The sequence below is a fragment of the Methylobacter sp. genome, from assembly GCF_036845245.1.
Classification (GTDB): Bacteria; Pseudomonadota; Gammaproteobacteria; order Methylococcales; family Methylomonadaceae; genus Methylobacter_A.
Window position 1 is genome coordinate 1 of the sequence record NZ_DAIUEH010000038.1, and the last position, 12,262, is coordinate 12,262.

16 protein-coding genes are annotated in these 12,262 nt (G+C 47.9%); 7 read left to right on the forward strand and 9 right to left on the reverse strand.

The features are described 5' to 3' along the window. Window positions 1-69 precede the first annotated feature (69 nt). The 3 genes from V7051_RS16295 to V7051_RS16305 form a co-directional block, all read right to left on the reverse strand. Window positions 70-1,011, reverse strand: a complete 942-nt coding sequence (locus V7051_RS16295) for an Lcl domain-containing protein (protein WP_333876762.1) — start codon at window positions 1,009-1,011, stop codon at window positions 70-72. A 120-nt stretch (window positions 1,012-1,131) separates the two neighbouring features. After that, entirely contained in the window at window positions 1,132-1,257 is a 126-nt protein-coding gene (locus V7051_RS16300) for a hypothetical protein (protein ID WP_333876760.1), read from the reverse strand. Between the two features lie 48 nt (window positions 1,258-1,305). Beyond that, the gene (locus V7051_RS16305; protein ID WP_333876759.1) at window positions 1,306-1,722 is read right to left on the reverse strand and encodes a hypothetical protein; all 417 of its coding nucleotides are present in this window, start codon (window positions 1,720-1,722) and stop codon (window positions 1,306-1,308) included. Window positions 1,723-1,835: 113 nt separating this feature from the next. Between V7051_RS16305 and V7051_RS16310 the strand changes: the two genes are divergently transcribed. Further along, entirely contained in the window at window positions 1,836-2,114 is a 279-nt protein-coding gene (locus tag V7051_RS16310; protein ID WP_333876757.1) for a type II toxin-antitoxin system RelE/ParE family toxin, read from the forward strand. An 11-nt stretch (window positions 2,115-2,125) separates the two neighbouring features. Further along, window positions 2,126-2,440, forward strand: coding sequence for a HigA family addiction module antitoxin (locus tag V7051_RS16315; RefSeq protein WP_333876755.1), 315 nt, complete (start codon window positions 2,126-2,128; stop codon window positions 2,438-2,440). 160 nt (window positions 2,441-2,600) lie between these two features. Here the strand turns inward: V7051_RS16315 and V7051_RS16320 are convergent, their stop codons facing one another. Together V7051_RS16320 and V7051_RS16325 are read right to left on the reverse strand one after the other, a co-directional pair. Continuing rightward, window positions 2,601-3,728 (reverse strand): tetratricopeptide repeat protein, encoded by a 1,128-nt coding sequence (locus V7051_RS16320; protein ID WP_333876753.1) that lies wholly within the window; start codon window positions 3,726-3,728, stop codon window positions 2,601-2,603. Then, window positions 3,725-4,624 (reverse strand): tetratricopeptide repeat protein, encoded by a 900-nt coding sequence (locus V7051_RS16325; RefSeq protein WP_333876751.1) that lies wholly within the window; start codon window positions 4,622-4,624, stop codon window positions 3,725-3,727. The genes V7051_RS16320 and V7051_RS16325 overlap by 4 nt, the downstream gene beginning before the upstream one ends. A gap of 484 nt (window positions 4,625-5,108) precedes the next feature. Here V7051_RS16325 and V7051_RS16330 point away from each other — a divergent pair, with 484 nt between their 5' ends. The 5 genes from V7051_RS16330 to V7051_RS16350 all read left to right on the forward strand — a co-directional run bounded on the left by V7051_RS16330 (window position 5,109) and on the right by V7051_RS16350 (window position 9,707). Then, entirely contained in the window at window positions 5,109-6,605 is a 1,497-nt protein-coding gene (locus tag V7051_RS16330; RefSeq protein ID WP_333876750.1) for a COG3014 family protein, read from the forward strand. A gap of 3 nt (window positions 6,606-6,608) precedes the next feature. After that, entirely contained in the window at window positions 6,609-7,007 is a 399-nt protein-coding gene (locus V7051_RS16335; protein WP_333876748.1) for a YcfL family protein, read from the forward strand. A gap of 174 nt (window positions 7,008-7,181) precedes the next feature. After that, window positions 7,182-7,802, forward strand: coding sequence for a penicillin-binding protein activator LpoB (gene lpoB / locus V7051_RS16340; protein ID WP_333876747.1), 621 nt, complete (start codon window positions 7,182-7,184; stop codon window positions 7,800-7,802). Window positions 7,803-7,813: 11 nt separating this feature from the next. Beyond that, the gene (locus tag V7051_RS16345) at window positions 7,814-8,617 is read left to right on the forward strand and encodes a penicillin-binding protein activator LpoB (protein ID WP_333876745.1); all 804 of its coding nucleotides are present in this window, start codon (window positions 7,814-7,816) and stop codon (window positions 8,615-8,617) included. 100 nt (window positions 8,618-8,717) lie between these two features. Then, window positions 8,718-9,707, forward strand: a complete 990-nt coding sequence (locus tag V7051_RS16350; protein WP_333876744.1) for a serine/threonine protein kinase — start codon at window positions 8,718-8,720, stop codon at window positions 9,705-9,707. Window positions 9,708-9,826: 119 nt separating this feature from the next. On the opposite strand, the gene rnhB is transcribed toward V7051_RS16350, so the two are convergent. The 4 genes from rnhB to V7051_RS16370 all read right to left on the reverse strand — a co-directional run bounded on the left by rnhB (window position 9,827) and on the right by V7051_RS16370 (window position 12,262). Continuing rightward, the gene (rnhB, locus tag V7051_RS16355; protein ID WP_333876743.1) at window positions 9,827-10,426 is read right to left on the reverse strand and encodes a ribonuclease HII; all 600 of its coding nucleotides are present in this window, start codon (window positions 10,424-10,426) and stop codon (window positions 9,827-9,829) included. Window positions 10,427-10,483: 57 nt separating this feature from the next. Then, window positions 10,484-11,254, reverse strand: coding sequence for an acyl-ACP--UDP-N-acetylglucosamine O-acyltransferase (lpxA, locus tag V7051_RS16360; protein ID WP_442919665.1), 771 nt, complete (start codon window positions 11,252-11,254; stop codon window positions 10,484-10,486). A 2-nt stretch (window positions 11,255-11,256) separates the two neighbouring features. Continuing rightward, window positions 11,257-11,700 carry a 3-hydroxyacyl-ACP dehydratase FabZ gene (gene fabZ, locus V7051_RS16365; RefSeq protein WP_333876739.1) on the reverse strand — a complete coding sequence of 148 codons (444 nt, stop codon included), beginning with the start codon at window positions 11,698-11,700 and terminating at the stop codon, window positions 11,257-11,259. Window positions 11,701-11,761: 61 nt separating this feature from the next. Further along, window positions 11,762-12,262, reverse strand: coding sequence for an OmpH family outer membrane protein (locus V7051_RS16370; RefSeq protein ID WP_333876738.1), 501 nt, complete (start codon window positions 12,260-12,262; stop codon window positions 11,762-11,764).

Consider the following 12,262-nt stretch of genomic DNA (forward strand, 5'->3'; position numbering starts at 1 on the left):
TTTTCTTGGCATAACGCCAACTATAACCTATATCTAATGCTATTAATGCAATTAATGCAATTAATGCAATTAAACACTAGCATGCCAGACACTGGTATGACCGTGACGCCTTTCAGGCTGTCTTGGATCCATGTTGAATGCACCGCTACGCGAAGATGATGTGATGGGTTTATCATAGATTTTCCTGACAAATTTACCATTCTCGTACACTCGTCTTTCGCAATCGCCATACTCATCACAATAGGTACCTTCGCCATCCCTTTCGTCATTCTTCCATTTACCCGAATAACGCGAGCCTTTATTCCAGGTATAGGTACCAAAACCATTAAACATGCCATCATTAAACTGGCCTTCGTAGCGGTTGCCGCTAGGAGAGAAGTAGGCTCCGCTGCCATGCATTTTGCCATTCTTCCAATCACCTTCGTAGCGCGTACCATCAGGCCAGGAATATTCGCCTTTCCCATTGCTGGGTTTGACGGACGCCGGTTTTACTACTTCCGCCAAAGATTTTTTGAACTCATTAATGTCCTTCGATTGGCTGCCACGAACCAACCGAACCGCTAATTTCTCGTTAAAACTGCTGGCTCTAGGTATTCTTGTATGGTGATATGTGACAATGATGCTCGAAGCTTTTTTAGGCTCATTATCCCTAGTAGACGTCCATTGCTTAATCGGTGAACCATGTCCACAATTCCACTCAGACAGTTCCTTGAGTTGGTCTAACGTAGGTAGTATCCAATCACCCTTACCCTGAAATTGATTGTTTTTCGCAACCATAAGTGCTTCTTCCCAAAAATATAGGCTGGGATCACCTTTGCATTCAAAATAGCCATATCCCGAATCGCTCCAAGTCTGTCCGAGGGCACAGGCTTGCCAAATTAAGCCAGTATTAGGGTCTGTGCGTGTCCCATCGCCATTATCTGTAGGACACCGAGTTTTGCCACGAGGGCCTTTTTGTATGGTTAGATGCAGGCTGCTCAACTGGCTTGCTGCTTGTAGAAGAACAGCCATAAAGGGAAATTATAAAAACAAATAGAACAACAGAATGAATATTTAGGTTTTTCATGATGTTATTTAAAATAGAGATTAAAAATAAAAACTCACCATGCTCTAACATTTCAATATTTCTCGTTATACCATGTTGATGTTTTCGCCTATATTCGCTCCCAGCACCGAGGCCACAATAGGCTTGGAGTTGAATTCAGTCAGCGTAATAACGCCGTTGCCGGGCGGACCGGGAGTATAAATATCTTTCAATTAATGCACAAGTGTTGCCTCGGTCTACTTCGGACAAGCACAGACTGTTCAAAAACGCACCTCATAAGTCATATATCCACTCTTGTCCAGCGTGATTTTGTGGCAGAAATGATGGAGCAGTAATTCGGCCTCTCCGGTTTTGGCGAGAGCGTCGTTGAGCTGACGAATGTGCAGTGACACCGGGCTGAAGCGGTCAACGTAAATGACCCAGAACATCTGGATGATGGCACGCTCCCGAGCTTCGGCGTTCTTGGGTTTAGTGCTGAGCGAGAGGAAATTGCCGTCTTCGCTCAGACTGAAAGTCATACCATCCTGTGCCTTATTGAAGTAACGTTTCTCCAAGATATACCGCAGGCGCTCTTGCAGCAATTCGCGCCGATGATCTTTATCCCTCTCTCGCAGCTCGTCGGCAAAGGTGCGGCCTGCATAAAGGCTGTAAGGTGGATTCGCCGACAGACAATCCACCGCACAACAGCAGGCTGATGTCGGAACCCGTGCAGCGCAAAGCATAGGTATCAACAGGATTACAATTGTATTAATAACGCGATACAATACTAATGAAAAGGAGAGCGTAACTGATGATTAAAACCTTTAAAGGGGATGATACGCACGCGTTGTTTCAGGGTGAACGGGTTCAGCGGTTTATTAACATCGAAGCCGTTGCCTTGCGTAAATTGGCGCTACTCAATCGCGCCGCGTGCCTGAATGACTTGCGAGTGCCTCCGGGTAATCGTCTGGAACAGCTTAAAGGCAATCGTGCTGATAGTTATAGCATCCGTATCAATGACCAATTTCGCCTTTGTTTCCGATTCAAACAAGGTGATGCTTTTGATGTTGAAATTATTGATTACCACTGAGGAGTCACCCTATGCGTACTGTGCCTTATCCTACTCCGGGGGAAATTTTACTGGAGGAATTTTTAAAACCGTTAGCGATTAGTCAATACCGTTTAGCTAAAGAAATTGGTGTTCCGCCACGCCGAATCGGTGAAATCATTGCGGGTAAGCGGAGCATTACTGCCGATACGGGATTGAGGATGTCGCGTTATTTTGGTCTGTCCGAAGGGTTTTGGACGGGTCTGCAAGATGACTACGCCCGTGCGCTCGCCAAAGATAAACTACAGGATGTGTTGATGCACATTAAGCCGATGTGTGTCTTGGCGACCAATAAAACAACGCTGTAACGCTGTAAGGGGGATTCGCCGACAGACCGCACAAGCGGCAGGCTGATGTCGGCGTTGTGCGTGTGTGGCGGTTTGCTATCGCGAAATCGCCTTACGGGTTAGGGCCTTCCTTCCCACCCCTGTTTTACGCCCTAACCTTTCTCGGACATGCGCCGAGTATTCAAAAACGCACCTCGTAAATCATGCGTCCACCCTTGTCTAGCGTGACCTTGTGGCGGAAATTATGCAGCAGTAATTCGGCTTCTCCGGTTTTGGCGAGAGCCTCGTTGAGTTGACGAATGTGCAGTGACACCGGGCTGAAGCGGTCAACGTAAATGAGCCGGAACATCTGGATAATGGCACGCTCCCGAGCTTCGGCGTTCTTGGGTTTACCGCTGAGCGCGAGGAAATTGCCGTCTTCGCCCAGGCTGAAAGTCATACCCTCCTGTGCCTTGTTGAAGTAACGTTTCTCCAAGGTATACCGCAGGCGCTCTTGCAGCAATTCGCGCCGATGATCTTTATCCGCCTCTCGCAGCTCGTCGGCAAAGGCGCGGTCTGCATAAAGGCCGATGAGTGCCGGCTCGGCGATTTTGCCTGCGGCCTCCTTGTCGCCAAGGGCATCGGCTAACGCAAAGTGGTAGCGCGCCTGCGTGAAATTTTTGCTGATTTGCAGATGATACAAACCCAGATTGTAGTTCACATCGGGATCGTAGGCAAACATCTCGAAAGACTGTTGCCAATAGTCGGCGCCCTGATTCAGGTCCCTCGCCATCCCCAGCCCGTTGTAGTACAGCGTACCCAGATTCATCAGCAGAATCGGGGATTTGAGGGCGGGCAGGCAGTCGGTGTAAATCTTGAGCGCTTTCTCATATTGCTGTTGCGCTTCCCACATCGCGCCCAGATTGACGCAGGCACTTTCATTGTCAACGGTAATAGCTTGCCGATAGCGCTGCTCCGCCAGATCGAACTGCCGGTGTTGCTGTTCGATGTCCCCCAGCATCCGCTGCGCATAACCCTGATTAAACTTGTTCAAGGCGTCGGGTTGCTCAACGGCTTGCAGCAATAAACGACGCGCAACCTCACGTTGCGTCTTGCTTCCTTTCAGCCAATACGTGCTGCCGAGCAACAGCGCCTTACGTGCGGCGCTATTCCGGTCGAAGTTCTGAATATCGTAGGGTTCCCCGTGGCGCGTATGAAAGGTGAGCGCCTGTCGATATTCGGCAGGGGTGATAGCCTGAGTCGCCGCCCACGCAAACGAGGTAGGCATCAGCAACAGCAGCATTGGAAAAAATGTGAGCATTTGAATCATTTCGGAAACTCAGCTCCCGATTTTTGCGTTTGATCTCGCATCAGCCGGAGCCGCAAATCGGCCAGTTGTAGTTGTGCCACAGGGTCGCCGCGCTGCACGGACAGCTCGTACCAACGTTGCGCTTCCTTCCAGTCCTGTTTTACGCCCCAACCTTCCTCGTACATGCGGCCGATGTTGTAGGGAGCTCCGGCGTTGCCTTTGTCTGACGCAAGGCAATACCACTCCAAGGCCTTTGCGTAATCCTGAGGAACGCCCCGGCCATGCTGATAAAAGCTGCCGATATTGTTGGCGGCGGTATGGCTGCCCTTTTTCTCGGCTATATGGTACCAGCGTAAGGCTTCGGCGTAGTTCTGTTTGACGCCGAGGCCGTGGTCGTAAAGGTTACCGATATTGTTAGCCGCCTCCACAAGTCCGCGTTTGTCGGCAATGCGAAACCAACGCATCGCTTCGGTGTAATTCGTTGTCACGCCGTTTCCGTACTGATACAGCATGCCGATGTTGTTGGGTGCGCTTGCGCTGCCGCGTTGGTGACCGAGTTTGTACCAGCGCATGGCTTCTTTGTAGTCTTTAGCTACGCCCAGTCCGTCGGCATACATCAGGCCGATTATTGCCGGTGCAGCCTTGCTGACTTTGTCGCTGGCGGCGCGGTAGAGTCGCATGGCTTCCCGATAGTCCTGCGGCACGCCGTTGCCAAGATGGTAACGTATGCCAAGATTGACTATCGCCTCGGGGTCGCTGTCAGCGACTCCACGCCGCAATTCTTCAAGAGTATAAGTCCTCCCCTGTTGATGGACAGTGAGAGGTACCGGGAACACCGCTTTCTCGGCGCGAAGCGGGGAAGCGAACAGCACGAGGCTTGCTATAAATAGCGAGATGAAACAATTGATGAATGTCATAATTGGCAACTAACGTGGCAGAATACTGGCTGACTTATTTTTGATCGGATGATTGTATATGTATCCGGAATGTAATGAAACGCCCCCTCGACTTAACAGCAACGTTCATTTGCACCCCGAACTGTTGTGTTACCTGATAAGGATACAACTTAAAAAGCAATATTGTACTTACAACTCTTTGTCGGTGTTTCGAATCTGGAGGCACACCATATAACTTGCCTGCAGCTCCTCAAAATCACACCTGTATTGCTGGGATCAAAAGTTACCATTCACTTCGACTGCGCTCAGGACTAACAGGCGCTGGATACCGGCATCCCTGCCAGTATGACGGCACTGGCTGAGGCATTTTACTAATCAGGAAATAACAAGCCATTAACGCCAAAAAATATTTTTACTTTTCTTTATATTGGCGCTTTTATTACGGACAATATCAAAGCTACCGAATTACAACCCAATAATTAAAATAATAGAATAAGAAATTACCATGTTTGCATATATCCCCTCTGCCAGCCTTGCGCTGCCTTTTTTATTAACAATAACCCTGTCCGGCTGCTCCGTGATGCGCAGTTACGATGATGAACTCAAACAAACTATTGATCTGGTCGGGCAAGGCCAGCTTGATCAAGCTTTAACCCAGCACGAAGCCAACAATACCGGCGGCGATTTCGACTTGCTTTACTATCTGGAAAAAGGCGAATTATTACGCTTGAAAAACCAATACAGCGACAGCGCCAACGCGTGGTTACTGGCCGATCAGAAAGTCAATGAGTGGGAAAATGAAGCTAAAATCCGGGCCGGCGCCATTTTGGAAAATGCCGGCGCAGTGGTTTTAAACGATAAGACTCGTCGTTACGACGGCCATGATTATGAAAAAGTCATGTTATCTACACAGCTTGCCTTGGATCACTTGTTGAAAGGCGACTGGAACGCAGCCAGAACCGAAATCAAGAAAACCCACGAGCGGGAAGCGGTTATAGCTGAAATTAACGCGAAAGATACCGAAGAGGTGGAACAGGAAAGTAAAGAAAAAGGCATCATCACTACGTTTAAAGACCTGAACGGTTATCCGGTCGAGACACTTAACTCGGCCGAAGTCACCGCGTTAAAAAACGGTTACCAGAGCGCTTTCAGCCATTATCTGGCCGGTTTTGTCTACGAAGCCTTAAATGAACAGGGACTAGCTTCGCCGGGTTACCGGCAGGCAATCGAGTTACGGCCTGATATAAAAATCCTGGAAGACGGCCTGGCTACATTGGAATCGCGCCCCAACCTTCGTAAACCCACGGAAACCGATGTGTTGTTTGTAGTCGAATCCGGGGCCGCGCCTGCGCTGAGTTCAATCACCATTCCTGTCCCGGTCATCGTCAGCAATTTGGGGGTTATTCCCATATCGTTCCCAGTGTTGCATTCAGACCCAAGCCACACGTTGCAGCCCAGCACCCTGGGCATTGATGGTAAGGACACCCTGCCGTTAGCAGCTATCACCAGTCTGGACAGCATGTCCAAACGCGCATTAAAGGATGATATGCCTGGGATTATCGTTCGGGGCATTGTTCGTGCCGCGGCAAAAACAATGTCGCAAAAAGCATTGATGGATCAAGGCGGCGGTGCGGCGATTGCCGGTATTGCGTTGAATGTAGTCAATGTGATCACCGAATCTGCGGACGAGCGCACTTGGCGCACTTTGCCTGCAACCATCAGCATTGCACGCGCAACACTGCCTTCCGGCAAACATGACATCGCTATCGGCAACAGTAAGCAATCGGTCGACATTCAAGGATCGCATGCGATAGTGGTTACACGGTTACTGGGTAATCAGGTTTATTGGTCGCAACCTGCTTACGGCCCGCAAATGCCGGTTTATGCCGCACCCGCTATTATTAATAATGAAAACGCGGCCGTAACCGAAGCGGAAAAGAAAGCCTCGGCAAAATCCAAAAAGAAAAAAGCCAAAAAAACTATCCAACAAGCAAAAGGATAAACCATGCATCTGTTTAAAAACATACCGTTAGCAATCGTTTTGTCGCTGCTCTGCGCCTGTGCCAGCCACAAACCGCCGCCACGCCCCCGCAGCATCGATGCCAAGATCGAACAACTGAGTGAAATGTTGTATCTGCAAGTGACTGACCTGCGCGCGGTGAAACGCAATCATCTTTTGACCGTACAAGCGGAAATCAATAATGCGGATTCGAACAACCAACAGCTTTACTATCGCTTTAAATGGCTGGATGCCAATGGTTTTGTGGTCGGAGAAGAAGCCTGGAAACCTGTGCTTGTTTATGCGTACCAGAAACAAACAGTGACAGCTGTTGCGCCGTCGCCCCAGGTCGCCGATTTCAGGCTTGTTGTGCAAAGCCCGGATAACACTGGGCAAATGCCTTAGGCTATTCCCATAAGAAGACCATGTCATCGTCACTGCAAAAGTAACTGACTGCTGGAGTGCAGGTTTTGCCTGCAAGTACAAGCAAAGCTTGCACTCCGACATGGCCCAAAATAATGATGTTCTGTAGATGCGACCTGGAACCACATCTAACATACTTTAAAGAGAGATAATCCCATGTATAAAAAAAATATTATGAATCCAAACGCTTTCAAAGCCACCGCGATCGCGCTACTGTTAAGCGGCTGTGCAACACAATCGCCAACGCTCAGTTCGGGCAATATTGAATACGGCGACAGCAAAGCGGTTGAAACCTTAACCAACGAGTTTGGCTCTACCGACCTGCAAACCATAGCCGAATCCATGGCCAGCTCACTATTGCAGGCCCCCGTCCTGGCGGCTAAATCGCGCCCTTTAGTGACCGTTGCGGAAGTAAAAAACCGAACCAGCGAATACATTGATACCAAATCGATCACCGATTCAATACGCACCAAAATCCTAAAGAGCGGCATGGTACGCTTTGCGGTAGATACCAGTGCGATGCAAACCCAGGTCGATGAATTGACCCGGCAAAACCAAACCGGCCTGTACAAAAAGAGCAAATCCAAAAAAATGGGCAATATGGAAGGCGCTGATTTCCGTATTGAGGGCACTATTACCTCTATCGTTAAACGCGCCAGCGATGTCAAAGACGTCTATTACAAATTCAGCCTGCAACTGGTGGATAATGAATCCGGCGTAATGGAGTGGGCGGATGAAAAAGAGATACGCAAGACTTCCAATAAATCCATGTTTTAGTGAGCAGGCAAATGAAACTGTTACGCTTGTTATTCTTGCCATTATCACTGCTTGGTGTATTCAACGCTCAAGCGGCCAAAATCGCAGTAACCGATCTGGCTTATGCCGAGCGGGTCAGCGGTTATTTTCATCTTGTCGATTATCACAATAAGTCATCGGTACGAGCTAGCGAAAGCGAGCGCGAACGGGATAGTTTCGAAAGCTCTTCGGCATCGAGTCGCTCATCCTATAGCGGAAAATCGCAGACTGACTATACCGAGGTCGAAAGCAGTTATAGCTATATCGAGTATGGGGAATTGCGTAAATTTGTCGGCGATATCAAAGGCGAAATTCTTCAAACCGGCAGTTTTCAAGTCTCTCAAGCCAAACCTTATACGGCCAAAAGCAGTGAAAAAATCTACGATATTATCGACCGCATCAAAAAAGGCGCCTATCCCGGGGCTGATTATGTGTTGTTCGGCACGGTCAGCGAGCTTGATTTTCGTGACGAGGTCAATCCGATTATCGGCACCGATACATTATCCAACACTTTCAGCCTGATGCTGGTCGCAGAGTTTAGCCTGATCAACACTCGCACTTACGAAGTAAAAGCCGCGTTTAGCGCTACCGGCGAAGGGCAGGATGTACGCGTTGTAACCGGAGGTAGCCGCGTCGTGCCAAGCCGCGGCAGGGTTGTTTCGGAAGTATCTAAAAGCTTAGGCGTAGATGTAGCCCGGCAGATCAATGAACAGCTGGGCGGCGGCTCATATCAAAACACCGACCCTGCGAACGGCAATTCGATGCAGGAAGGTGAAGTCATACATTTTAGCCAGTGAACAAATCCACACGCCCGATCCCCAAGCTGGACCTTGGGGATCGGGCGCTTTTAAGATGATTAATTAAAACCTCTCTGGATTCAGCGTTACAATAGTAACCATGAATACTAATCTAACTCCTTTTTCAGCACTAACTCCCGATATCATTTTAAATGCGTTGGACAATATCGGCCTGCATAGCGATGGCCGACTGTTGGCGCTCAATAGTTATGAAAATCGCGTCTACCAGGTCGGCATGGCGGACGCATCCTTTATTGTTACCAAGTTTTACCGACCCGAGCGCTGGTCAACTGCCGCCATTCTTGAAGAACACGCGTTCGTTCAGGAATTATTCGAGTCTGAAATCCCTGTGGTACCGGCAATCTCATTCGAAGATAATCAGACCTTGATCCATGCTGATGGTTTCCGTTTTTCCGTATTTCCAAGACAAGGCGGCCGTGTACCTGAGCTTGAAGGCCGCGAAAAACTGGAATGGATGGGGCGGTTTATCGCCCGTATTCATGCTATCGGCGCTTTAAAGCCTTTCAAAGAGCGCCCGGTTCTCGATATCGCCAGTTTTGGTGATGAACCCAGTGCTTATCTGCTGGCAAATAATTTTATCCCCGCCGATCTTACCGAAGCTTATCGCAGTGTGACTGAGTACGCTTTAAATAGCGTAAGGCGCTGCTTTGAACGAGCCGGTAAGATAAAAACTTTACGGCTGCACGGAGACTGCTATCCCGGTAATATTTTATGGACCGATGACGGCCCGCATTTTGTTGATTTCGATGACAGCAGGATGGGGCCGGCGATACAGGATTTATGGATGCTGCTCTCCGGCGATCGTACCGAAATGACCATGCAGTTAAACCACTTGCTCGCCGGTTACAGAACTTTCTATGATTTCGATATTAGAGAGTTGCATCTTATAGAAGCTTTGCGTACTTTGCGCCTGATTCATTATTCTGCCTGGATTGCACGACGCTGGGATGACCCTGCGTTTCCGATGGCGTTTCCGTGGTTCGATACGCCACGTTATTGGCAAGACAGAATTATTGAGTTGCGCGAACAAATAGCGTTAATGGATGAAGGGCCGCTTGAGCTGGCTTAAGGCGATTCTGCGGTAGCGCGACAAGCCATTAAAAATATTTTATTCACCACGAAGACAGGAAGTTTTTATTCTTTGCGTTCTTCGTGGCGATTATTTTTTAATAATTACACAGCGTTACATTAAAGCCCTCGCTGTCGCATCAGCATGGTTTTTACCGGGTTAAATGTTCTTCTGTGTATCGCTAAAAAGCCGAACTGTTCGATTTCAGCCAAATGTTGCTTGGTGCCATAGCCTTTATGCACATGAAACGAAAAATCAGGATAATGTTGATGATAGTCGACCATCAGTTTATCCCGCTCGACTTTAGCCAATATTGATGCCGCGCTGATCGCTTGCACTTTGCTGTCGCCTTTAACGATAGCCTGCGCGGGCATGGATAATTTTGGGAGACGATTACCATCCACTAAAACTTCATCAGGCTGGATATGCAAGCCATTGACCGCTCTTTGCATTGCCAATAGGGTTGCTTGAAGAATATTAAGCTGATCAATCTCTTCAACACTGGCCTCTGCAATCGACCAGCTTAAAGCGACTTCCTTGATGATTATATAAAGACTATCCCGTTTGCTTTCGCTAAGGATTTTGGAATCGGCCAATCCGGCTATCGGTCGCATGGGGTCCAGGATAACCGCTGCCGCGAAGACCGGGCCGGCAAGCGGTCCGCGGCCTGCTTCGTCAACTCCGGCAACAACATTTTTTGTTGAAAACTCATCATCCATAACTACTTTCGATCCTGAAACTATTGAAGTGCACGTTGACTCGCACCAAGACGGCACTTAACGCAATATGCCGCGACTTACATTACGTAAAAAGCTAACCATATCGGACAATTCTTTGCTTTCACCGGCCAGATCTTCCATTTGGTCAATCGCATCTTCCAGACGCAGGTTCATCTTGTAAATTATCTTGTAGGCTTTTCTGATCAATCGAATGTCTTCAGGAGAAATGCCGTTACGTTCCATGCCGACTGAATTGATGCCGTGCGGCCTGGTAGGCTTGCCGCCAACCATAACAAACGGAGGAATGTCCTGGGTAATTGCACTGCCCATCGCAGCGAAGCTGTACTGACCTATTTGAGTAAACTGATGCACCAAGGTAAATCCGCCCAAGATAGCATGACTATGTAAATGCACATGTCCTGCCAATGAAGCCCCGTTTGCCATAATGACATGATTGCCGATAATGCAATCATGCGCCACATGGGTATAGGCCATAAACAGGTTATCGTTACCTATCTTGGTAAGGCTTTTATCCTGTTTTGTCCCTCTGTGCATAGAGGTATATTCACGTATTGTATTTCTATCGCCAATTTCCAGCCGGGTGATCTCAGCCGCATACTTCTTATCTTGCGGATCTTCGCCGATGGACGTGAATTGATAGATGCGATTATCTTTGCCTATCGTAGTAGGCCCTTTAATCACAACGTGCGAACCTATGACTGTGCCGGCGCCGACTTTTACATCGGGCCCTATGACGGAAAAAGGGCCAACCGACACGTCATCGGCCAGCTCTGCCTTACTATCAACTATCGCTGTTGGATCAATCAAAATTAATTTACTACCGCTGCACATCTGATTTCGGCACTTGCGACAAACTCGCCATCAACTTCTGCACGGCATTCGAATGCCCAGATATTACGCTTGCTTTTAAGGAACTTTGCTTCCAGCATCAATTGATCTCCGGGTACAACGGGTCTTTTGAACTTGGCCTTATCAATACCGACCAAATAATAAATCATCCCGGCCAACTCATCCCCTGCTGTTTCTGATGCCAGTAATCCCGTGGATTGAGCCAAGGCTTCCAAGATCAGTACGCCCGGCATAATGGGTTTTTGTGGAAAATGACCTTGAAAAAACGGTTCGTTATAAGTAACGTTTTTCACGCCTAATAACCTAACGCCGGGTTCACATTCAATAACCTTATCAACCAATAAAAAAGGGTAACGATGCGGCAGGAATTCTTGTATTTGTAAAATATCTAACTTAATGGACATATTTGAGGATGCTTCTCTTAAAAGTTGATGACGATGCGGTTAAATAAAAACGCGTGTTTAATTATTCCGGCATGGTTGACAACTTTTGTTGGACTTGACTGGTTACGTCAATTTTTTCACTGGCATAAATAACGCCATCAGTGAGTAACAAATCAAAATTTTGATCCTTGGCTATTTCCCGAATCGCTTCAACAATACGACGTTGTAATTTACCTAATTCTTCATTACGACGCGCATTAAAATCTTCGCTAAATTCCTGCTGGGCTCTTTTTGCATCTCTTTTTTTATTTAAAATATCTTTTTCCAGGTTGACTCGTGCAGACTCACCCATCACCGCGGCATCTTTGGTCATTCTTTCGTCCATATTTTGGATTTCTTTTTGTTGGGCAACCAATTGCTTGTCTCGTGGTGAAAATTCCTGTTCCAGACGTTTTTTGGCTTTTTCTGCCTGGGGTGCTTTTTCAAGAACGGCTGGTATATTGACAAAGCCAATTTTTAAATCAGCGTAGCTCACATTAGCTGCAAGCAACAATCCTATGAATAAAGCAATTTTTGTTTTCAT

Excerpts from the sequence above, each read along its gene's own strand:
- V7051_RS16335 (WP_333876748.1), top strand. The coding sequence starts at position 6,609 with ATGCATCTGTTTAAAAACATACCGTTAGCAATCGTTTTGTCGCTGCTC.
- V7051_RS16315 (WP_333876755.1), top strand. The coding sequence starts at position 2,126 with ATGCGTACTGTGCCTTATCCTACTCCGGGGGAAATTTTACTGGAGGAA.
- V7051_RS16320 (WP_333876753.1), bottom strand. The coding sequence starts at position 3,728 with ATGATTCAAATGCTCACATTTTTTCCAATGCTGCTGTTGCTGATGCCT.
- V7051_RS16370 (WP_333876738.1), bottom strand. The coding sequence starts at position 12,262 with ATGAAAACAAAAATTGCTTTATTCATAGGATTGTTGCTTGCAGCTAAT.
- V7051_RS16330 (WP_333876750.1), top strand. The coding sequence starts at position 5,109 with ATGTTTGCATATATCCCCTCTGCCAGCCTTGCGCTGCCTTTTTTATTA.
- V7051_RS16295 (WP_333876762.1), bottom strand. The coding sequence starts at position 1,011 with ATGGCTGTTCTTCTACAAGCAGCAAGCCAGTTGAGCAGCCTGCATCTA.
- fabZ (WP_333876739.1), bottom strand. The coding sequence starts at position 11,700 with ATGTCCATTAAGTTAGATATTTTACAAATACAAGAATTCCTGCCGCAT.
- V7051_RS16350 (WP_333876744.1), top strand. The coding sequence starts at position 8,718 with ATGAATACTAATCTAACTCCTTTTTCAGCACTAACTCCCGATATCATT.
- rnhB (WP_333876743.1), bottom strand. The coding sequence starts at position 10,426 with ATGGATGATGAGTTTTCAACAAAAAATGTTGTTGCCGGAGTTGACGAA.
- V7051_RS16310 (WP_333876757.1), top strand. The coding sequence starts at position 1,836 with ATGATTAAAACCTTTAAAGGGGATGATACGCACGCGTTGTTTCAGGGT.
- lpoB (WP_333876747.1), top strand. The coding sequence starts at position 7,182 with ATGTATAAAAAAAATATTATGAATCCAAACGCTTTCAAAGCCACCGCG.
- V7051_RS16345 (WP_333876745.1), top strand. The coding sequence starts at position 7,814 with ATGAAACTGTTACGCTTGTTATTCTTGCCATTATCACTGCTTGGTGTA.
- V7051_RS16325 (WP_333876751.1), bottom strand. The coding sequence starts at position 4,624 with ATGACATTCATCAATTGTTTCATCTCGCTATTTATAGCAAGCCTCGTG.